The sequence below is a fragment of the Acidovorax radicis genome, from assembly GCF_020510705.1.
GTDB classification, from domain to species: Bacteria; Pseudomonadota; Gammaproteobacteria; order Burkholderiales; family Burkholderiaceae_C; genus Acidovorax; species Acidovorax radicis_A.
Genome location: NZ_CP075184.1, coordinates 4738681 through 4759124 on the forward strand (window position 1 = coordinate 4738681; position 20444 = coordinate 4759124).

The window sequence follows — 20444 nt, forward strand, 5'->3', positions numbered from 1 at the left end:
GCGTGGTCAGCCCGCCGCCATGCGCAGCCTGCGCGCGGCGTCTTCGTCGCGCGCATCGTCGATCTCGCGCAGCACGGCCTGCATGTCCACATCGACATGGTCGGGCGCGTAGCGGCCGGTGAGCGGGGTCTCGTTGCTCAGCAGGCCCCGCTGGTACAGGCTCCAGATCTCGGGGCCGTATTGGGTGGTGCGCACCTCGGGCGCGAACTGCCCGAAGAAGTCGCGCAGGTTGGCCACGTCGCGCAGCAGCATGCGCTGGGCGTGGTTGTTGCCCGCAGCGTCCACGGCCTGGGGCAGGTCGATGATGACGGGGCCCTCCGCGCCGGGTGCGCCATCCACTCCCGGCAGGTGCGCCAGCAGGATGTTGAACTCCGACAAGTCGCCGTGCACCACGCCCGCACACAACATGCGCACCACCTCGGTCACCAGCGTGGCGTGATGGGTGCGTGCGTCTTCGGGCGTAAAGCTCACATCGTTCAGGCGCGGGGCCGCGTCGCCGTTGGCATCGGTCACCAGCTCCATCAGCAGCACGCCGTCGTGAAAGTTATAGGGCTGCGGCACGCGCACGCCGGCGGCGGCCAGGCGGTACAGCGCATCCACCTCGGCGCTTTGCCAGGCGGCCTCTTGCTCTTGCCGGCCAAACTTGCTGCCCTTGGCCATGGCGCGGGCCGAGCGTGAATTCTTGACCTTGCGGTTTTCGGTGTAGTCCACCGCTTGGCGGAAGCTGCGGTTGTTGGCCTCTTTGTAGATCTTGGCGCACAGGGTGTTGTCGCCGCTGCGCACCACAAAAACCATGGCCTCCTTGCCGCTCATGAGCTGGCGAACCACGGTGTCGATCAGGCCTTCCTCGATGAGGGACTGCAGGCGGGGGGGTGCTTTCATGGCTGCATTTTGCCTTCGCGGCGCAATCCCCCTCGCGGCACCGACCACCAAGGGGTGCCGGGCTCACCTCACGCCGCCATGCCCAGCGAACGCAGCCCCTGGTGCGCCGCCCCGTCGAAGTCCGGCGGCAACTGGTGCTTGGCTTGCAGATAGTGGTGGGTGAACACGTCGAGGTAGGCCTGCAGCACCTGTGCGGCGTGTGCATCGCCTGCCAGGTCCAGGCACAGCGACGCCACTTCGGAGGTGCAGAAATGGTCGTCCCGGCGCGAGCGGCGCAACTGGTAGCGAGAAATCTGCTCGGGCTGCAGGCTCAGCACCGGCAAGCGATCCAGGTACGGGCTTTTGCGGAACATCTTGCGCGCCTCGGGCCAAGTGGCGTCAAGCAGGATGAACAGCGGGCGCCGGGGCTGCGCCGGTTCGACCCCGGCTCGGGGCACCAGTTCGGCCACCACACGCTCGGGTGCCACAAACTCGCCGGGGAACACCACATACGGCTGCCACTGCGGGTCGGCCAGCAGCGCCAGCAGGCCGGGAGCCACCTCGGTGCGCGCCCAGCCAAAGGCAAAGGTGTCGGGCACCACGTCGGCAATCAGCCAGCCGGTGTTGCTGGGCTTGAGGGGCTCGATGTCGGCCATCAGCAGGCACACGGCAGCGCGTGTGGGCACGGTGGGATGCAGCGCGCACAAGCAGTGGCTGGGCACCAGGCGGCAGCCGGGGCAGCGCTCGCCCTTGGGGCCGCCGCGTGCCAGGAAAGGTTTGGCGCTGCGTGCCAGGCGCTCTGCGCGCAGGCGAGACACGGCGTGGGGCGCTGCGGGCTCAGCGCGCGGGCCGCCCGCCGCAGGGGTGGCGGCAGCGCAGGGGACAACCATGGCCGCCGTCACAGCCCGCTCGCCTGCTCCAGCGCAAACAACGGCACCTCGGCTCGGCGGCTGAGCCACACGCCTCCGCCCAGCTCCAGATACCCCTCGCCCAGGCCGCGCCGGTACAGCTCGGCACGGTGGCGAAAGACGCGCCCATCCGTCAGGTCTTCGTCGATGACGTCGCGCTCATAGTCCTCGCGCGACACGGCTTCGACATAGAGTGCGCCCTTGCTCAGGCGCCCCAGGTTGTGCAGCGCGGCCTTCAGGTCCGGCGGGTTCAGATAGGGCAGCACGCCCTGGCAGATGACCAGGTCAAACGGCTCGCTGGCCGCATAGTCCACCACCGAGCCCTGCTGCCAGCCAAAGCGCTCGCACAGGTAGGGGCTGAACTCCACGCCCTGGTAGCTGGCGCCAGGAAAGTGCCGCTCGACGATGCCCTTCCACAGGCCGATGCCACAGCCCACATCCAGCACACGCAGCACGGGCACACGCAGGTACTTGAGGTAGCTGCACACAAAGGTGCCCAGCCGCTCCATGTGCTCGGGGTCCACCACGCTGGTTTTCTTGTCGAAATAAAAGCGCTGGTAATACGCCTCGTCGAAGGTGGTGGCGCTGGCGGATTTCAATGACGCGTCCTTTGTGCGTGAAAAGGGCTGCGTGCCGCCGTGGCCCCCAAAAAACGGGGGCGCAGCGGGCAGAAGCCCGTGAATACGAGCGCCCGAGTATCCCCCACCCGCCCATCGGCCCCGCCCGGAGGGCGGCCACACCGCCCGATGCGGGCCTGCGTGCCACGCGCTGCCTCTTCAAGTCAAATAGGCCGCTAGCGCTTATTTATAAAGCGCAAACAGCTATCAAATAGTGAGCAATTGTACGCATGGAATTCGGCGCCATGGCGCGCCACCGGCACGCCTTATGCCGCCTTGGGGGGGCGGTGCAAGGCGCAAAGCTTGTTGCCGTCCGGGTCGCGCAGATACGCCAGATACAGATTGCCGCCAGGGCCTTCGCGCCAGCCCGGTGGGTCTTCGCAGGTGGTGCCGCCGTGGGCCACACCGACCGCGTGGAAGGCATCCGCTTGCTCGGGCGACTGCATCGCAAAACCGATGGTGCCGCCGTTGGCAAAGGAGGCTGGCTCCCCATTGATGGGCGTGGTGATGCCGAAGGTGCCCTGGGGGCTGCGGTAGAAATAGCGGTTCTTGTTGGCCACGCCGGGCGCGATGCCGAGGGTGCCCAGCAAGGCGTCGTAGAACTGGCGGGATTTTTCGAGGTCGCTGGCGCCGACCATGATGTGACTGAACATAGGGTTGTCTCCTTTTGGGGGCCCCACAGGGGGGCGGGATGAGGCGGCGAATGTTATCGGGCGTGCGGTGCAGGCGCTTGTCGCGGGCATGACCCACAGCCACCCCGCACCGGCCAGAACGGGCAGGCCATGCCATTGCCGCCCCACACGAGGGCCTCTGAGACAGGGGCTCGGCGCCACCTTTTCTTGGCCTGTGCGAAAAAGGTGCACGCAGACCCCCTAGGGTTTGCACTTAAGTAAGCGTCCTCACCATCAAAGAGACTGGCGCTTGCATCAAGGCTCTGCGCAGAATGGAGAGCACCGGCAACGCCGTTGGAGACCGGTGCCCAAGTTGTAACTGGCATGAAACGTGTTAGGTTCGACCGCACCGGTGCGCTCTTGCGCGGGCCCAGATTTCAGTCCGTGGAAAACCCTTGCGTTCTCTGCGGCGCCGCTCCAGCGCATTGCCTGGAACGCCGTTGTGAAGCCTGAGCAGCCCGCTGCGCACCGACCCCGTATTTGATGAACCAAGGAAACTGAAATGAACATCGGCATCCGAAAGACCGCGCTCGCCCTGGCGGGCGGCGTGGCAATGTCAGCAGGCCTGGCCGGCGTCGCGCAGGCGCAGCCCACATCGCTCACCATCGCCCTGGCGGCAGAGCCCACTGCGGCCGATCCGCACTATCACAAGATGACGGCCAACGATGCGTTCTCGGCCCATGTGTATGACTCGCTGGTGGCGCGCAACGCCAAGATGGAACTGGTGCCTTCGCTCGCCCTGTCGTGGAAGAACCTGGACGACCAGACCTGGGAATTCAAGCTGCGCCCAGGCGTGAAGTTCTCCAACGGCCAGCCGTTTACCTCGCAGGACGTGCTGTTCACCATCTGCCGCACGCTCAACAACGAGACCAACGTGTCGCAGTCGTACATGGACACGACCAAGCGCATCACCGATGTGAAGACGCCCGATGACCTGACCGTCATCATCAAGACGGAAGAGCCACTGCCGCTGCTGCCCGCCGAAATGGCGCGCAACCTGCCCATCATCTCCGCCAGCATCGTGCAGCACGGCAAGCTGCAATTCGCCCCCAAGACAGGCTGCGGCGTGACGAGCGCCTGGCCCACGGTGACCGATTTCAACTCGGGCAAGCTGGCCATTGGCACGGGCCCGTTTTTGATGAAGTCGTACGTGAAGGGCACCGGCATCCAGCTCGAGCGCAACGAGCACTATTGGGGCGAGAAGCCGCACTGGAAAACCGTGAAGATGGTGCCCGTGCCCAGCGCCGGCCCGCGCCTGACGGGTCTGCTGTCGGGTGACTACGACGTGATCGAAAACCCCGCCGCCCGCGACCTGGCGCGTGTGAAGGAAAACCCCAAGTTCGCCTTTGTGGCCACGCCCTCCACACGCCTGGTGTTTTTGCAGCCCGACATTGCCCGCAACCCCAGCCCCTTTGTGAAGAGCGCCGACGGCAAGAACCCGCTGCAGGACCTGCGTGTGCGCAAGGCCATGAACATGGCGATCGACCGCAAGGCCATCGTGCAACGCATCATGGACGGCATGGCCACCCCGGCCTTCCAGTACATGCCCGACGGCATGTTTGGCGCGCTGCCCAAGGCGCCCGAGATCAAGTTCGACCCCGAAGGCGCCAAGAAGCTGCTGGCCGAAGCCGGCTACCCCAACGGGTTTGAGCTGACGCTGTCGTCCACCAACGACCGCTATGTGAACGACAGCCAGGTGGCCCAGGCCGTGGCGCAGTATTTCACGCGGGTGGGCATCAAGACCAGCGTGGACGCGATGACCGCCTCGATCTACTTCCCCAAGCGCGCCAAGCGCGAGTTCAGCCTGCCCATGGGCGGCTGGCCTGCAGAAACGGGTGAAGCGTCGGCACTGTTCCAGCTGTGGATCGCGTCGCTCGACTCGCCCAAGGGCCAGGGCACCAGCAACTACGGTGGCTACACCAACCCCGAGTTCGACAAGGTGTACTTGGCAGCGGCCAACACGGTGGATGCCGCCAAGCGCAAAAAGGGCCTGGAAGCAGCCACGCAGATGGCGCTCGACGCCGTGCCGCTGATTCCGCTGCACTTTGAAAGCAGCATCTGGGCCTTCCGCAAGGGCCTTACATACGAAGGCCGCCGCGACCAGTACACGCTGGCCACCTCGGTCAAGGTCAAGAACTGACCGTCAGGGGTTAGCGTTGGCAACGGGGTGCCATGCGTGCGCCCCGTTTTTGTTTGGTGGGGCGGTTTGCCACCACAGCCACCGCAACCGCAGCCACCACCACGGCGGCTTTTGTGGCTGCGGTTGGGTGGCAAGGGTTTTCAACATTACTTGAGGGGACGCCTGAGTGCTCGTCTTCATTTTGCGAAGGCTCGTGCAGAGCCTGTTTGTTTTGCTGGCGGTTTCGGTGGTCGTGTTTTTTGCCGTGTATGCGGTGGGCGACCCGATCGAGCTGCTGGTGAGCCCCGAGGCCAGCGTGGCCGACCGCCAGGCCATGATCGAGCGGCTGGGGCTGGACCTGCCGGTGTGGCTGCAGTACACGGGGTTTCTCACGCGTGCGCTGCATGGCGACCTGGGCACCTCGTTCGTGCATGGCATTCCGGCCATCGAGCTCATCGTGCAGCGCATCCCCGCCACGATGGAGCTGGTGTTTGTCGCCATCTCCCTGACCATCATCATCGGCATTCCGCTGGGGCTGATCGCGGGCCTGAAAAACGACAAGCCCACGGGGCGCGGGCTGATGGCGGGCTCGGTGCTCGGGTTCTCGCTGCCCAACTTCTGGCAGGGCATGGTGCTGATCCTGTGTTTTGCCGTGTGGCTGCACTGGCTGCCCGCTGCGGGCCGGGGTGACACGGTCACGGTGCTGGGCGTGCCGCTGTCGCTGCTGACGGCCGATGGCTGGTCGCACGTGATGCTGCCCGCCATCAACCTGTCGCTGGCCAATATTGCGCTGGTGCTGCGGCTCACGGCCACGGGCGTGGTGGATGCCAAGACGCAGGAATACGTGAAGTTCGCACGCGCCAAGGGCCTCAGGCCCCGGCGCATTCTCACGCGGCACATTTTGCGCAACATCCTGATCCCGGTGGTCACGGTGATCGGCATGGAGTTCGGCTCGCTGATCGCCTACTCGACCATCACCGAAACGGTGTTTGCCTGGCCCGGCATGGGCAAGCTGCTGATCGACAGCATCTACCAGCTCGACCGCCCTGTGGTGGTGGCCTACGTGATGCTGGTGACCTTCATCTTCGTGATGATCAACATGCTGGTGGACATGCTGTATGCCGCGCTCGACCCGCGCGTGCAACTGCAGGCGTCCGAATAAAAAGAGCGAAAACGACAAGCGCACACACACGTTTTATGCACACTCCAGAATCCCCCCCGACCGCAGGCAACACCCCGTTGACCGACACGCCCCGCAGGCGCGCGATCCTCAAGCAGCTGCGCAGCCACCCCACCGTCAAGGGCTCGGCGATTGCGCTGGTGCTGCTGCTGGCCATCGTGCTGCTGGCGCCCTTTCTGGCGCCCCAGAACCCTTACGACCTGGCCGCACTCGACCTCATGGACGGCCGCTTGCCGCCCGGCTCGGCCAGCATGGACGGCTTTCGCTACTGGCTGGGCACCGACAGCCAGGGCCGCGACATGCTCAGCGCCATCCTCTACGGGCTGCGCATCAGCCTGACGGTGGGCCTGAGCGCCGTGGCGCTGGCCACCGTCATCGGCAGCCTCATCGGCCTGATCGCGGCCTATGTGGGTGGCTTTGTCGACACGGTGCTGATGCGCATCGTGGACTTCGTCCTCGGCTTCCCCGCCATTTTGGTGGCGCTGGTGCTGCTGGCCATGCTGGGCCGGGGTGTGGACAAGGTGGTGATCGCCATCGTGATCGTGCAGTGGGCGCACTACGCGCGCATCATGCGCAGCCGGGCACTGCAAGAGCGGCGCAAGGAATACATTGAGGCGGCGCAGAACCTGGGCTTTCCGGCCTGGCGCATCATGCTGCGCCACCTGTTGCCCAACTGCCTGGGGCCCGTGATGGTGTTCGCCACCATCCAGATCGCCAACGCCATCGTGCTCGAAGCCACGCTGTCGTTCCTCGGTGTGGGCGTTCCCATCACCGAGCCCTCGCTGGGCCTGCTGATTGCCAACGGCTTTCAGTACCTGTTGTCGGGTGACTATTGGATCAGCATGTTCCCGGGCGTGGCGCTGCTGCTGCTCATCCTGACGATCAACGTGATTGCCGACCGCCTGCGCGCCGCGCTTGACCCCAAAGGCACATGATGACCACCCAACCCTTGCTTGCAGTGCGTGGCCTGCACACCGTTTTCCACACCGAAGAAGGCGCCTGGCCCGCCGTCAGCGGTGTGGACCTGTCCATACAGCCCGGCGAGATCGTGGGCCTGGTCGGCGAATCCGGCTCGGGCAAATCGGTCACCGGTTTCTCCATCTTTGGCCTGATCGACCCACCCGGCGAGGTGATCGCCGGCGAGGTGTTGTTCAAGGGCCAGAACCTGCGCAACCTGAGCGAAGAGCAGATGCGCCAGCTGCGCGGCGACCGCATCGCCATGATCTTTCAGGACCCGCTGATGACGCTGAACCCGGTGCTGCGCATCGAGGAGCAGATGCTCGAAGCGATCCAGACGCACCGCCCCGAGGTCTCGCACGCTGCCGCCCTGCAGCGCTGCGTGGAGGCGCTCGACATGGTGGGCATCCCGGCCCCGGCATCGCGCCTGCGCAATTACCCGCACGAGTTTTCGGGCGGCATGCGCCAGCGCGTGGCCATTGCCATTGCCATGCTCAACCAGCCCGAGCTCATCATCTGCGACGAGCCCACCACGGCGCTTGACGTGACGATCCAGGGCCAGATCCTGTACCGCATGCAGGAGATCTGCCGCACACACGGCACGGCGCTGGTCTGGATCACCCACGACCTGGGCGTGATCGCCGAGCTGGCCGACCAGGTGGCCGTGATGTATGCGGGCAAGATCGTCGAGTCCGGCCCGGTGGCGCAGGTGCTGGACAACCCCGCCCACCCGTACACACGCGGCCTGCTCGACTCGCTGCCCGGCGCCATTCAGCCCGGCGAGCGCCTGCGGCAGATCAGCGGCATGGCCCCGATGCTGAGCAACCGCCCGGCAGGTTGTGCCTTTGCGCCGCGCTGTGCACAGGCCCTGCCACAGTGCGCCACCAGCGAACCCGGCCGCACCGTGGTCGGTGAGCGCACCTACCGCTGCTTTGCCCCCCTCGTTGCCCTGGACCCTGCCGCATGAGTACGACCCTCCCTCCCGTTATTGAGCTGCGCAATGTCCACAAGCGCTTCACAAAAAAACAAGACCTGATCGGGCGCGCGCTGGAGCTGGTGGGCAAGAAGCCCCAACCGCGCACCGTGCACGCCGTCAACGGCGTGAGCCTGTCGATCGCGCCCGGCGAGGTGCTGGGCCTGGTGGGCGAATCGGGCTGCGGCAAGTCCACGCTCGGGCGCGTGGTGGCCGGCCTGCACCACCAGACCGAGGGCGAGTTGCTGTACCAGGGCGCCAATGTGGACGGCCTGAACCGCGCCGACAAGCTGGCCTATACGCTGGGCGTGCAGATGGTGTTTCAAGACCCGCAGGCTTCGCTCAACCCACGCCAGCGACTGCACCAGATCCTGGGCGAGGCGCTGCATGTGCACAAGCTCGCCCCCGCTGGCGAGATCCCGGCGCGCATCGACAAGGCGCTGGCCGAGGTCGGCCTGGCGGCCGAGTACCGCAACCGGCTGCCGCACCAGCTCTCGGGCGGGCAGCGCCAGCGCGTGGGCATTGCCCGGGCGCTGATGGTGTCGCCCAAGTTTCTGGTGTGTGATGAACCCGTGGCGGCGCTCGACGTGTCGATCCAGGCGCAGGTGATCAACCTGTTCATGGACCTGCGCGCCCAGCACGGCCTGACGTACCTGTTCATCAGCCACGACCTGGGCGTGGTGCGTCATATCTCTGACCGCGTGGCCATCATGTACCTGGGCAAGATTGTGGAGATTTCGACCACGGCCGAGATCTTTGCGCGCGCCAACCACCCCTACACGCAGGCGCTGATGGCCGAGGTGCCCAACCTCGAGCGCCGCAAGCGCGTGTTCGTGCCGATTCAGGGCGAAATCCCTTCGCCGCTGAATCCCCCATCGGGCTGCACTTTTCACCCCCGCTGCCCGCATGCCATGGCGCGCTGCCGCGAAGAAGTGCCACCGCTGGAGGCCATTGCACCCGGCCACTGGTCCGCCTGCCACCTGAACCACACGACCCCTTGAGCCCGCCTGACATGACCCAAGAACAACGCCTTCAAAACCTGCGCGACGCCGTGATGCGCGTGGGCCGCCATGCGGTCGAATACGGCAACGGCGCCGCACCCGATGCGCGCACCATCACCCTGAACACCTACCGCCCCGCGCACGCCACGCCTGACAGCCCCATCGTGCTGGTGCAACACGGCGTGATGCGCAACGGTGACGACTACCGCGACTTCTGGATTCCTGCGGCCGACGAGCATGGCCTGGTCATCATCGCGCCCACGTTCTCCAACGAACAATGGCCCGACGTGGTGAGCTACAACAACGGCAACCTGCTGGCCACCACCGACCGCGCCGCTTTGGCCGACACGGCCGCCACCACCGCGCCCGGGACCTGGTCGTACACCGTGGTCACCCGGCTGGTGGACGACCTGAAAGCCTGCGGCGTGCTGGCAGGCCAGCCCTTGTTTCTGTTCGGCCATTCGGCCGGCGGGCAGTTTGTGCACCGCCTGCTGAGCGTGCTGACACCGGGTGTGTTCACCCAGATCGCGGCGGGCAACCCGGGCTGGTACACGCTGCCGCTGCTCGATCTGCCGTTCCCCGAAGGCCTGGGCGGCACACCCGCCGATGCCGACAGCCTGGCCCGTTTGTTCGCCACCCCGCTCACCATCCTGGCGGGCGACCAGGACACCGAGACCAACGACCCGCACCTGCCGTCCGAGCCCGCTGCGCTGCGCCAGGGCCCGCACCGCCATGCGCGCGCGCTCAACTACTTCGCCACGGCCCAGGCCGAGGCCACGCGCCGGGGTCTGCCGTTTCATTGGCAGCTGCACTCCATCGCAGGCATCGGCCACGACGGCGAAGCCATGTCGGCCGTGTGCGCGCACCTGTGGTTTCACCACCGCCTGCCCGACGCCGCACGACTGGCCGCCTTGGCGGGCCGACACACCGCCTGACCTCACCCACACCCCTTTTCTTCGAGCCTGTCGCCATGACCTCACCCACCACCCAATCCCTTATTGACGGCATCACCGCATGGATGCAATGCGAATCGCCCACCAGCAGCCCCGACGGCCTGGCGCGCATGGTTGCGGTCATGCAAAGCTATGCGCTCGACGCAGGCCTGCAGGCCACGGTGACTCCGTTCGGCCCCAGCGTGGGGCCGCTGCTGCACATCAGCAACCGCGCTGCGGGCGATGCGCGGCCGGGCCTGCTGATCCTGGGCCATTCGGACACCGTGCACCCCATCGGCACGCTGCAGGCCAACCCGTGCCGCATCGAAGGCGACCGCTTCTATGGCCCCGGTGGCTATGACATGAAGGCCGGCATCTACCTGGCACTGACCGCGCTGCGCGACCTGGCCGCTGCGGGCGCCACCGCGCTGCCGGTGGACTTTGTCATCGTGCCCGACGAAGAAACCGGCAGCCACGCCTCGCGCCCGCACATCGAGGCGTTTGCACGCAACGCGCGCTACACCCTGGTGTGCGAGCCCGCGCGCGCCAACGGCGGCAAATGCGTGACGGCGCGCAAGGGCACGGGCATGCTGCGCCTGGGCGTAAAGGGTCGCGCCGCGCATGCCGGCGTCCAGCACGAAAAAGGCCGCAGCGCCATCCGCGAGATGGCGCACCAGATCCTGGCGCTGGAGGCCATGACCGACTACGCGCGTGGCGTCACCGTGAGCGTGGGCACCATCGAAGGCGGCACCGCCACCAACACCGTGCCCGACCGCTGCCGCTGCGTGGTGGACTTTCGCCTGCCCGACCTGAGCGCCGCCGACGAGCTGGTCGACAAGATGCAGGCGCTGCGCCCTGTCGGTGCCGACATGGAGCTGGAGATCGATGTGGAGGTGAACCGCCCGCCCATGGTCAAGAGCGACGCCGTGGAGGCCCTGCTGGCCCGCGCGCAAGACTCGGCCCGCCACGCAGGCTTCACGCTCGAAGACGCGCCCATGACCGGCGGCGGCAGCGACGCCAACTTCACCTCGGCCCTGGGCGTGCCCACGCTCGACGGCCTGGGCGCCGATGGCGACGGTGCACACACGCTGCACGAGCACATCCTGGTCTCCACGCTCGAAGCGCGCCTGAACTTCTGGCGCCATCTGCTGGCGCATCTGGCGTAGGCTTGGGGGGGGGAAACCACCAGCGCCATCCAGCAACGCCCGCATGCCCACCATCACCACAGCAACCCCAGAGCACTTCACCCCCGTCCCGCTTGACAAGGCCTACCGCCTGCTCAACCACGGCCCCACCGTGCTGGTGTCGGCCGCGCACGCTGGCCAGCACAACGTGATGGCCGCAGCCTGGGCCTGTGCGCTGGACTTTGCGCCGCCCAAGGTGACGGTGGTGCTGGACAAGGCCACCCGCACGCGCGAGCTGGTAGAGGCCAGCGGCGAGTTCGCGCTGCAGCTGCCCACGCTGCCCATGGCGGCGATGACCGTGGCCATCGGCACCGACAGCGCCAAAACCCACCCGGACAAACTGCAGCAACACGGCGTGGAGCTGTTCCACGCCCCCGGCCACGCCGACACCCCGCTGGTGCAAGGCTGCGCCGCCTGGCTGCTGTGCCGCGTCATCCCCGAGCCCCACAACCAGCAGACCTACGACCTGTTCATCGGCGAAGTGGTGGCCGCCTGGGCGGACGAGCGCGTGTTCCGCAACGGGCACTGGGAGTTCGACACCGCGCCCGATGCACTGCGCACGCTGCACTACGTGGCGGGTGGGCAGTTTTATGCGACGGGGGCTTCTGTCAGGGTGTGAGCGGTGGCGATGTGCGGGTGATGCACGAGCAATGCGTGGGTGTCCGGAGTGCGCGGGGCGGATGAGGCTGGCAAGCAAAACACTGTGTAAAAATACAGCCATCTGCGTATTCCCCCCCTGCTTGAGGACCCGCCATGACGAAGACGCCCCGCGCTGCCTCTGCCCTGACCGACCCGGAGTCAGCGCTTTTTGCCAGCATCCGCACGCTGATCGAGTCGGCCCGCAGCACAATCGCCCGCGGTGTCGACCTGGTGCAGGTGCACACCCACTTCGAGATCGGGCGGCACATAGTCGAGTTTGAGCAGCAGGGGGAGCAGCGGGCCGGCTATGGAGATGCCTTGCTCAGTCTTTTGTCCGAGCGACTGACCGCAGAGTTCGGCAAAGGCTTCGGGCGCAGCAATATCGCCTATTGCCGCAGCTTCTACCTGGCGTACCGGGAGCGCGTGACGATTGTCCAGACAGTGTCTGGACAATCGTCGCTTGCGCTTGGCGCCGCGCCGTTTCAGATGGGCCAGACAGCGTCTGGACAATCTGAACGCCCCTTCACCCTCAGCTGGTCCCACTACGTCTTCCTGCTGGGCATCAAGAATGCCGAGGAACGCAGCTTCTACGAAATCGAATCCACCCAGCAACAATGGACCTTGCGGGACCTCAAGCGCCAGTTTCAGAGCGGGCTCTACGAGCGCCTGGCCCTGAGCCGCGACAAGGACGGCATTCGCCAGCTGGCGCAGCAAGGGCACACCGTCAGCCGCGCCAGCGACCTGCTCAAGGAGCCGTTGGTGCTGGAGTTCCTGGGCCTGTCCGAGCAGGCGCGGTTCTCGGAATCCGACCTGGAAGCGGCCATCATCAGCCAGATCGAACGCTTCCTGCTGGAGCTGGGCAAAGGCTTTCTGTTCGAGGCGCGCCAAAAGCGTTTCACCTTCGACGATGAGCACTTCTTTGTGGACCTGGTGTTCTACAACCGCCTGCTGCACTGCTATGTGCTCATCGACCTCAAGCTCGGCAAGCTCACGCACCAGGACCTGGGCCAGATGCAGATGTACGTCAACTACTTTGACCGCCACGTCAAGACCGACACCGAAGCGGCCACGGTCGGCATCGTGCTGTGCAAAAAGAAGCACGAGGCGCTGGTCGAAATCACCCTGCCCCAGGGCGCCAACATCCACGCCAGGGAATACCAGCTCTATCTGCCCAGCAAGGAAGAGTTGCAGCAAAAGCTGGCGGAATGGGCAGATATTGAGAAGAAATAGGCCGCTACCGCTTTACCATCAAGCGCTAGCAGCTATCAAAAGCATAGTATTCGGCTCGTTCAGTTCATTCAGTGCGGGCTTGCAGCAGCCGCCAAATCCCCGCCACACCCCACCCCACGGCCCACCCCGATGCGCATCCTTCACACCTCCGACTGGCACCTGGGCCAGCACTTCATGGGCAAGAGCCGACAGGCCGAACACCAGGCGCTGATCGACTGGCTGCTCAGCCAGATCGATGCGCACGCGGTGGACGCGGTGCTGATCGCGGGCGACGTTTTTGATACCGGCTCGCCGCCCAGTTATGCGCGCGAGCTGTACAGCCACCTGGTGGTGAAATTGCACCACGCAGGCGTGGCGCTGCTGCTGCTGGGCGGCAACCACGACTCCGTCGCTACGCTGGGCGAAAACCGCGCCCTGCTGGCAGTGCTGGACACCACGGTGGTCGCGGCCGTGGGCAACCCCGCCGACCATTTGGTCGTGCTGCCCCAGCGCGATGGGCAGGCTGGGTGCATCGTTTGCGCCGTGCCTTTTATTCGCCCGCGTGATGTGCTGCAGAGCCAGGCCGGGCAAAGCGCACAGGACAAGCAACAGTCCCTGCAAGCAGCCATCCAGGCCTATTACCAAGGCGTGCACCAGGCGGGGCTTGCGCGCCAGGCAACGCTACAACAGGCGTTGGGGCGGTCTGTGCCCCTCATCGCCACCGGCCACCTCACCACCGTGGGCGCCAGCAGCAACGAGTCGGTGCGCGAGATCTATGTGGGCTCGCTCGATGCCTTCCCCACTGCCGCATTCCCCCCGGTGGACTACATCGCGCTCGGGCACATCCACAAGCCGCAGAAGGTGGGGGGTCTGGAGCACATCCGCTACTGCGGCTCGCCCATACCGCTGGGTTTTGACGAGGCCAAACAGCAAAAGGAAGTGCTGCTGGTGGACCTGGACGCCACCGGGCTCGCAGGCATCACCCCGCTGCCCGTGCCCCGGTTTCAGGCGCTCATATCGGTCAGCGGCAACCTCGCCACATTACCGAATGCGATTGCCGCAGCAGCCGCAGAAGGCACGGCCGAGCAGCCCGCGTGGCTGGAAGTGACCGTGGCCGAAGACGACTACCTGCAAGACCTGCCCGAGCGCATCAACACCATGACGCAAGGCCTGCCCGTGGAGGTGCTGCGCGTGCGCCGCCAGCGCACCAGTGCCGCCGCTGCGCTGGCGTCCGCCGCAAACGAAACGCTGGACGAGCTGAGCCCCCACGACGTGTTTGCCCGCCGCCTGGCCGCCGAAGCCCTTGCGCCTGAGCTGCAGCAGGCGCTGGAGCAGCGCTACCGCGCCATCGTCCAAAGCATTACCGAAGGCGCCGCATGAAGATCCTGAAACTGCGCCTGAAGAACCTCAACTCGCTCAAGGGAGAATGGGCCATCGACTTCACCCAGCCGCCGTTCACCGAGAACAGCCTGTTCGCCATCACCGGCCCCATGGGCGCGGGCAAGTCCACGCTGCTCGATGCGATTTGCCTGGCGCTGTACCACCAGACACCGCGCCTGGCCAGCGTCTCCAAGTCGGCCAACGACATCATGACGCGCCACACCGCCGACTGTCTGGCCGAGGTGGAGTTTGAAGTGAAGGACGCCGTGTACCGCGCCTTCTGGAGCCAACGCCGCGCCCGCGACAAGGTGGACGGCGCTCTGCAAGACCCCAAGGTGGAGCTGGCCCAGGTCGACCCCGCCACGGGCCTGGGCACCATCCTCAGCAGCCAGAGCAATGACAAGCTGCGGCGCGTGGCCGACATCACCGGGCTGGACTTTGGGCGCTTCACGCGATCGATGCTGCTGGCGCAGGGCCAGTTTGCGGCGTTTCTGAACGCCAGCGCCAACGACCGTGCCGAGCTGCTTGAAGAGCTGACGGGCACCGAGATCTATGGCGACATCTCCCGCCGGGTGTTCGAGCAGGCCCGTGACGCCCGCGAGCAACTGAACCAGCTCAAGGCCCGCGCCGACGGCGTGGAGCTGCTGCCCGCCGAGCGCTGCGCCGCCATGCAGACCGAGCTGCAAGCATGGACGCAAACGCTGGCCGAGGTGCAGCAGGCGCACGTCCACACCAGCACGCAACGCCAGTGGCACATCGACGTGGACCACAGCGCGCAGGCCGTGTTGGCCGCCACCACCGGCCAGCAGCAAGCCACCGCCGCACTGCAGGCCGCCGCCCCCGACCTGCAACGCCTGGCCGACAGCGAGCCCGCCCAGGCCCTGCGCGCACCCCATGCCGCGTGGCACCAGGCACAAGCCGCCTGCCAAGGCAGCGATGCCCTGCTGGCCAGCCTGCAGGCGCAGCACCAACGCCAATCCGCACAACACGCCCAGCACCACCACACCGCCGCCGAGTGGGCCAAGCGCGTGGCCCACGCAGCGCAGGCCGAGCTGGCGCAGGCCGAGGCCGCGCAGCAGCGCCACACCGACTACTGCACCACCCACGCACAGCACGCCCACCTGGGCGAGCGCCTGGGCGAATGGCGTCAGCAGTTTTTGCAGCAGCAAACGTTGCAGGCGCGGCTGACCGAGCAAACCCAGGCGCGGCAAGCCCTGCAGGCCGACATCGCCCAGCGCAGCGACCACGTCACCCACCTGAGCGCGCGCGTGGAGGCCGCCACGCAAGCCCAGGCCACCGCCGCCGGGGCACTGCGCACCGCCCAGGCAGAGCACACCCAACAGCTGGGCGGCCACAGCCTTGCAACCCTGCGCGAGCGCTGGCAACACGCCCAAGGCCACGTCGCCGCGTGGCGGCAGGCCGTGCAACTGGCCCAGCAGCGCCGCGAGCTGGCAGACCAGCACACCGCGCTGGGCACAGAAGTGCAGCGCATGGAAGCCGCCGCCGCCAGCCAGGAGGCCGCGCGCCTGGCGCTGCGCGCGCAGTACAACACCCTCAAGGAACAGGTGGCCGACAAGCGCCAGCTGTTGGAGCAAGAGCGCCGCATCCAAAGCCTGGACCAGCACCGCCACGCACTGCAGCCCGGCGAGCCCTGCCCGCTGTGCGGCGCCACGGCGCACCCCGCCATCGATGCCTACCAGACCCTGGACGTGTCGGCCACCGAAGCCGCGCTGCAGCAAAAACAGTCCGAGCTAGAGGCGCTGACCACCCAAGGCCAGACCGTGGCGGAGTCGCTGGCCACCAGCAAGACCCGGCTGGCCGAGCGCCTGGAGCAGCAGCAAACCACCACACACCGCATCGCGCAGTGGCAGGCCGAGTGGTCTGCCTGCATCGAGCCCCTGAACGGAGCTTTGTAGCGGCGCTGGTACAGCTTTTCCACTTCGTCGTCCAGCTTCACATCGCTGTCCTGCACCTTGTCGGTGGGTTCGACGTTGGAGCCAAAGGGTGGGTTGGTCAGGATGGTGTCAAAGCGGCCTTCAAAGATGCCATTCACGTTCAAGAAGCCGTTGTGGTGGTGCACACCGCCATGGCCGTCGCCATGCATGATCATGTTCATTTTGCTGGTGCGGGCCATGCGCTCATTGGCATCGGTGCCGTAAATGCTGCGGTTGGCCAGCTTCCACATGCGGGTGCCTTCAATGGTCTGGTTCAGCTCGCGTTGCAATGCGTCGTATTTTTCACGCAGCATTTCGGCACGCTTGGCTTCCGTCAGACTCTTGTTGCCCTCGACTTCGGCCTTGAATGCGGCGTACTCCATATCCACACCGGCATGGATTTGCTGGCGGACGATTTCAAAAAAGCGAATCAAGAACCCGCCCGAACCCGATGCCGGATCGCACACGACTTGCCCCTCGGTGGGCTCCAGCATGTGGATGATGAATTCAACAATCGGGCGGGGGGTGAAATACTGGCCAATTTCGCCACGAAAGGTACGCCCCAAAAAGCGCTCAAAGGCAATGCCCTTGATGTCTTCTGATGTATCGGACAGGTTGTAGCGCTCCAGCTCTTTGATGATGGCCAGTGCAGTCGGCGTTTTGAGGTTGATCTTTTCTTCGGGCAGAAAAATCTTGTCGGCTTTGTAGGTCTTCTTGGTTTCGTCAAAGAGCGAGTTGATGGGGTCACCGAATGGCAGGTTTTCGAGGTAATCCACCGAGAACAAGTTGGCGCGGGTTTTGCGCTTTTTCAGATCACGCTCAACGCCGGTTTTGACGAACAGGATTTTTGCAATTTCATCAAAAGCGGCGGCAGGGTCTAGGGATGTTCTGAACAACTCGGTTTCGCGCGTGCTACGAGACTGAGTTTTTCAGCTGGCGCAATGGAGACCGTCTTTCCTGCGGTTCCGTCTTGTTTGGTGCCCCTTGTGGGGGCCGCTTGCGCAGCCGCTGCGGCTGCACGGCTGTTTGCGGACGCACTCATGCCTGCGCCCCCAGCAATTGGTGGCGCACCATCCACAGGTTGGACAGCGCAAACAGCGTCTTGAGCTGCAGTGTGTTCTTCTTCAATCCCCGGTAGCGCACCTTCACATATCCAAACTGCCGCTTGATCACCCTAAAGGGATGCTCCACCTTGGCCCGGATGCTTGCCTTGATCTTCTCCATCTGGTCTATGAGCGCGTCAACGAGGTTGTGCTCTTTGTCCAGCTCTTTGCGCTTGCCCGGGCGCATCGCTATGTGCCACGTCACGCCCGCCCTGGCATCCGGGCGCTTGTGAACGCCTTGATAGCCCGCGTCACCAAACCCGTCTTTTTCTTGCCCGTGCAGCAAGCTGTTGCCTTCTACAACGTCGGCCACGTTGCCCGAGGTTCCGATGACGGTGTGCACCAGTCCTGAGTCCGCGTCCACGCCAATGTGGGCCTTCATGCCAAAGTGCCATTCATTGCCCTTTTGGCTTGAGTGCATCTCTGGATCGCGCTTTCTGTCCTTGTTCTTGGTAGAGCTGGGCGCTGCGATCAACGTGGCGTCTACCGCAGTGCCCGCCTTGAGCAGCAAGCCCTGCGCTGCCAGCAGTTCGTTGACGGTGGCCAGAATCTGCTCGGCCAGCTTGTGCTTCTCCAGCCGGTGGCGAAACCTCAAAATGGTGCTCTCGTCAGGCATTCGTCCATGGGCATCAAGCCCTGCAAAATCCCGGTAGATCGGGGTGTCAAAGAGGGCTTCCTCCATCGCCAGATCCGACAAGGTAAACCACTGCTGCATGCAGTGGATGCGCAGCATGGTCTCCAGGGCAAAGGGTGGGCGGCCGTTCTTGCCCTCGGGGTAATACGGGGCAATGACATCGAGCAATGCAGCCCAGGGAACCACCCGATCCATCTGGGCCAGCAGTTCCTGTTTGCGGGTCTTCTTGGTGCTCAGGTTCAGGTCAAGGCTGCTTTGCTTCATGGCTTGCGAGGATGCCATGACTGGCCGGGGTCTATCAGACTGACCACGAGGTTTTGCAGGATTTCCCTAGGTGGTCGCGGTTGCGGATGATGTTGTGGCAGCGGTGCAACAGGTCGGCAAATTCATCTTCGCGGAATACCTTGAGCCGCTCCAGCATGGCGGTGATTTGCTTGTCGCTGGCATCCGCATGCGGGATGGATTCAATTTCTTCCAGATAGCCCGGCACCTTGTCCTTGCGCACGCGCCAGAAGCGGCTTTCCTTGTTGTTGTGGGTGACAAAGAACGGCGCTTCGCACAGCCGGGCATACATTTCACCCTGCGCGTAGTCCGCCGGGGAAATCGTGATGTTGTCCGATTTGTACTCAATCACCATCAGAGGCGTGTTGCCCTTTTGCTTGTCGTCCTTGCTCCGCCAGATCACCAAGTCAGCGCGGGCCTGCGCAGAGCCCCGGCCAGTCAGGTCCAGCTCCTCGCCCATTTGCTCGGTGGCATAACCGTACTCGTTGACCAACACACACAACCACTCCTGGCGCACCCGCTCTTCGGGCGTCTCGAACACCCATTTGCTGCGTACGTGGCTGAATATCTGGCCTTTGTCGTTGCGTTGGACGGTGATTTCGTTTTTTGTTTTGGCGGCTGTTGTCACTGTGGTTCCCGGTGCATCTTCAAGACGATTTTGCGTAGCCGATGATTGTGACTGAGCCGCTGCTGCAACTCCTCCGGATCGGCGTGTTCGAGCATTTCGTCTTGGTAGATGACGTAATGCGGGTCGCATGGTTTCTGCCAGGCCCGAGGTTTCAAACTCTTTGCGGGTGATGCAGGTGAAGACCACGCCGTGTCCCCAAGGAAACCTTTGGATATCAAGCCGGATGCATAGGGCGAGCCCGCGCAGGGCGGTGGCTTGCGGTGCCCCACCCTTCGCAGGTTTAAGCCAAATTGGCCTCTAGCGCTTATCTAGCAAGCGCTAGCAGCTATCAAAACCATATCTGTTGGCGCCAGCGTCACACCGTGGCCACACTGATCGGCATGGCGCTGGGGGGCTGGATGTCGGTCTGGGTGTTTGACGTGACGTGACATCAACCCTGGTCAGCGGCAGGCATCGCACCGGCGCCTTGCGCCGCCAGGTCGTGCAGCGCCTGGCCTGTCATGCGGTAGCGAATCCATTCGCTCTGCGGCTTGGCGCCCAGGCTGTCGTAGAACTGGATGGACGGTGTGTTCCAGTCCAGCACGCTCCATTCAAACCGGCCACAGTCATGCTGCAGCGCGATGTGCGCCAGGCGCTGCAGCAGCGCTTTGCCCGCGCCTGCGCCCCGCTGCTCGGGCGTGACGTAGAGGTCTTCCAGATACAAGCCGTGTTGCCCTTGCCAGGTGGAGTAGTTAAAAAAGTACACCGCAAAGCCGATGGGCTGGCCGCCCAGCTCGCAGATCAGACCAAACACACGGGGCTGCGGGCCAAAGAGGGTGCGGTGGATGTGCGCGGGCGTGGCCAGCGCCTCGTGCTCCGCCTTTTCGTAAATAGCCAGCTCGCGGATGAAATGCAGGATGGTGTCGGTGTCGGCCACGGTAGCGGGCCGGATGTGCAGCGACGGGGCTGCGTTGGGGGTGGTCACAACAAGGGTCTCCAACAACGTTGACGAGGGGTTAATGGCAAAAACAGGCGCGCGCGGCAGCGCGGCACGGGGGGCGAACTGCCGAGCGCAGGGTACGGGCGTTGGCGGGCGCTTTGTGGCAGCGGGCACCAAAGGCGCCAAGGGCTTTTGCAGCAGGGTCGTACTGACCGACCGACCGACTGACTGACCGATGTGCTTGGCATGTGCCCCTGTGGGGCGTGCGCCGATACAAAGCGCCGGGTGCCGGGCACCGGCCCGTGAGGTGGCA

At 65.1% G+C, this 20444-nt stretch carries 18 protein-coding genes and 1 pseudogene; 11 read left to right on the forward strand and 8 right to left on the reverse strand.

Translation table 11 applies throughout. The annotated features are described in order from the left end of the window. Nucleotides 1-6: 6 nt before the first annotated feature. From KI609_RS21750 to KI609_RS21765, 4 genes are all read right to left on the reverse strand, one after another. Complete coding sequence (locus tag KI609_RS21750) at nt 7-882, reverse strand: PA4780 family RIO1-like protein kinase (RefSeq protein WP_226445602.1); 876 nt, start codon at nt 880-882, stop codon at nt 7-9. Nucleotides 883-950: 68 nt separating this feature from the next. Further along, on the reverse strand, nt 951-1751 hold the full coding sequence (locus KI609_RS21755) for a tRNA-uridine aminocarboxypropyltransferase (RefSeq protein ID WP_226445603.1): 801 nt from the start codon (nt 1749-1751) through the stop codon (nt 951-953). Nucleotides 1752-1759: 8 nt separating this feature from the next. Further along, nucleotides 1760-2368 carry a class I SAM-dependent methyltransferase gene (locus KI609_RS21760; RefSeq protein WP_226445604.1) on the reverse strand — a complete coding sequence of 203 codons (609 nt, stop codon included), beginning with the start codon at nt 2366-2368 and terminating at the stop codon, nt 1760-1762. Nucleotides 2369-2652: 284 nt separating this feature from the next. Next, the gene (locus KI609_RS21765) at nt 2653-3039 is read right to left on the reverse strand and encodes a VOC family protein (RefSeq protein WP_226445605.1); all 387 of its coding nucleotides are present in this window, start codon (nt 3037-3039) and stop codon (nt 2653-2655) included. 571 nt (nt 3040-3610) lie between these two features. Here KI609_RS21765 and KI609_RS21770 point away from each other — a divergent pair. The 11 genes from KI609_RS21770 to KI609_RS22980 all read left to right on the forward strand — a co-directional run bounded on the left by KI609_RS21770 (nt 3611) and on the right by KI609_RS22980 (nt 16547). Then, entirely contained in the window at nt 3611-5197 is a 1587-nt protein-coding gene (locus tag KI609_RS21770; RefSeq protein WP_413463447.1) for an ABC transporter substrate-binding protein, read from the forward strand. A gap of 166 nt (nt 5198-5363) precedes the next feature. Then, the gene (locus KI609_RS21775) at nt 5364-6338 is read left to right on the forward strand and encodes an ABC transporter permease (protein ID WP_226445607.1); all 975 of its coding nucleotides are present in this window, start codon (nt 5364-5366) and stop codon (nt 6336-6338) included. Between the two features lie 35 nt (nt 6339-6373). Next, nucleotides 6374-7291 (forward strand): ABC transporter permease, encoded by a 918-nt coding sequence (locus KI609_RS21780; protein ID WP_226445608.1) that lies wholly within the window; start codon nt 6374-6376, stop codon nt 7289-7291. Next, entirely contained in the window at nt 7291-8280 is a 990-nt protein-coding gene (locus KI609_RS21785; protein ID WP_226445609.1) for an ABC transporter ATP-binding protein, read from the forward strand. Before KI609_RS21780 ends, KI609_RS21785 begins: the two co-directional genes overlap by 1 nt. Further along, nucleotides 8277-9287 carry an ABC transporter ATP-binding protein gene (locus KI609_RS21790; RefSeq protein WP_226445610.1) on the forward strand — a complete coding sequence of 337 codons (1011 nt, stop codon included), beginning with the start codon at nt 8277-8279 and terminating at the stop codon, nt 9285-9287. The genes KI609_RS21785 and KI609_RS21790 overlap by 4 nt, the downstream gene beginning before the upstream one ends. After that, on the forward strand, nt 9284-10222 hold the full coding sequence (locus tag KI609_RS21795) for an alpha/beta hydrolase (RefSeq protein ID WP_413463350.1): 939 nt from the start codon (nt 9284-9286) through the stop codon (nt 10220-10222). The genes KI609_RS21790 and KI609_RS21795 overlap by 4 nt, the downstream gene beginning before the upstream one ends. Before the next feature lie 140 nt (nt 10223-10362). Then, nucleotides 10363-11385: a M20 family metallopeptidase gene (locus tag KI609_RS21800; RefSeq protein WP_413463448.1), complete on the forward strand. Its 1023-nt coding sequence runs from the start codon at nt 10363-10365 to the stop codon at nt 11383-11385. Nucleotides 11386-11428: 43 nt separating this feature from the next. Continuing rightward, on the forward strand, nt 11429-12022 hold the full coding sequence (locus tag KI609_RS21805; protein WP_226445613.1) for a flavin reductase family protein: 594 nt from the start codon (nt 11429-11431) through the stop codon (nt 12020-12022). A gap of 134 nt (nt 12023-12156) precedes the next feature. Continuing rightward, nucleotides 12157-13272, forward strand: coding sequence for a PDDEXK nuclease domain-containing protein (locus tag KI609_RS21810; RefSeq protein ID WP_226445614.1), 1116 nt, complete (start codon nt 12157-12159; stop codon nt 13270-13272). A gap of 129 nt (nt 13273-13401) precedes the next feature. Further along, nucleotides 13402-14631, forward strand: coding sequence for an exonuclease subunit SbcD (sbcD, locus tag KI609_RS21815; RefSeq protein ID WP_226445615.1), 1230 nt, complete (start codon nt 13402-13404; stop codon nt 14629-14631). Further along, nucleotides 14628-16547: an AAA family ATPase gene (locus tag KI609_RS22980; RefSeq protein ID WP_226445616.1), complete on the forward strand. Its 1920-nt coding sequence runs from the start codon at nt 14628-14630 to the stop codon at nt 16545-16547. The genes sbcD and KI609_RS22980 overlap by 4 nt, the downstream gene beginning before the upstream one ends. Before the next feature lie 20 nt (nt 16548-16567). Here the strand turns inward: KI609_RS22980 and KI609_RS21825 are convergent. The 4 genes and pseudogenes from KI609_RS21825 to KI609_RS21840 form a co-directional block, all read right to left on the reverse strand. After that, nucleotides 16568-17341, reverse strand: a pseudogene (locus KI609_RS21825) (class I SAM-dependent DNA methyltransferase); the annotation flags it as partial. Nucleotides 17342-17603: 262 nt separating this feature from the next. Next, on the reverse strand, nt 17604-18566 hold the full coding sequence (locus KI609_RS21830; protein ID WP_226450145.1) for an IS5 family transposase: 963 nt from the start codon (nt 18564-18566) through the stop codon (nt 17604-17606). 34 nt (nt 18567-18600) lie between these two features. Next, nucleotides 18601-19212, reverse strand: coding sequence for a type I restriction enzyme HsdR N-terminal domain-containing protein (locus KI609_RS21835; RefSeq protein ID WP_226445617.1), 612 nt, complete (start codon nt 19210-19212; stop codon nt 18601-18603). 430 nt (nt 19213-19642) lie between these two features. Next, nucleotides 19643-20176 carry a GNAT family N-acetyltransferase gene (locus KI609_RS21840; RefSeq protein ID WP_226445618.1) on the reverse strand — a complete coding sequence of 178 codons (534 nt, stop codon included), beginning with the start codon at nt 20174-20176 and terminating at the stop codon, nt 19643-19645. Nucleotides 20177-20444: the final 268 nt, after the last annotated feature.

Bases quoted from the DNA above. Each gene is read 5' to 3' on its own strand.
- KI609_RS21750 (WP_226445602.1), bottom strand. From the start codon at position 882: ATGAAAGCACCCCCCCGCCTGCAGTCCCTCATCGAGGAAGGCCTGATC.
- KI609_RS21755 (WP_226445603.1), bottom strand. From the start codon at position 1,751: ATGGTTGTCCCCTGCGCTGCCGCCACCCCTGCGGCGGGCGGCCCGCGC.
- KI609_RS21765 (WP_226445605.1), bottom strand. From the start codon at position 3,039: ATGTTCAGTCACATCATGGTCGGCGCCAGCGACCTCGAAAAATCCCGC.
- KI609_RS21770 (WP_413463447.1), top strand. From the start codon at position 3,611: ATGTCAGCAGGCCTGGCCGGCGTCGCGCAGGCGCAGCCCACATCGCTC.
- KI609_RS21780 (WP_226445608.1), top strand. From the start codon at position 6,374: ATGCACACTCCAGAATCCCCCCCGACCGCAGGCAACACCCCGTTGACC.
- KI609_RS21785 (WP_226445609.1), top strand. From the start codon at position 7,291: ATGACCACCCAACCCTTGCTTGCAGTGCGTGGCCTGCACACCGTTTTC.
- KI609_RS21790 (WP_226445610.1), top strand. From the start codon at position 8,277: ATGAGTACGACCCTCCCTCCCGTTATTGAGCTGCGCAATGTCCACAAG.
- KI609_RS21800 (WP_413463448.1), top strand. From the start codon at position 10,363: ATGCAAAGCTATGCGCTCGACGCAGGCCTGCAGGCCACGGTGACTCCG.
- KI609_RS21805 (WP_226445613.1), top strand. From the start codon at position 11,429: ATGCCCACCATCACCACAGCAACCCCAGAGCACTTCACCCCCGTCCCG.
- KI609_RS21810 (WP_226445614.1), top strand. From the start codon at position 12,157: ATGACGAAGACGCCCCGCGCTGCCTCTGCCCTGACCGACCCGGAGTCA.
- sbcD (WP_226445615.1), top strand. From the start codon at position 13,402: ATGCGCATCCTTCACACCTCCGACTGGCACCTGGGCCAGCACTTCATG.
- KI609_RS22980 (WP_226445616.1), top strand. From the start codon at position 14,628: ATGAAGATCCTGAAACTGCGCCTGAAGAACCTCAACTCGCTCAAGGGA.
- KI609_RS21830 (WP_226450145.1), bottom strand. From the start codon at position 18,566: ATGAAGCAAAGCAGCCTTGACCTGAACCTGAGCACCAAGAAGACCCGC.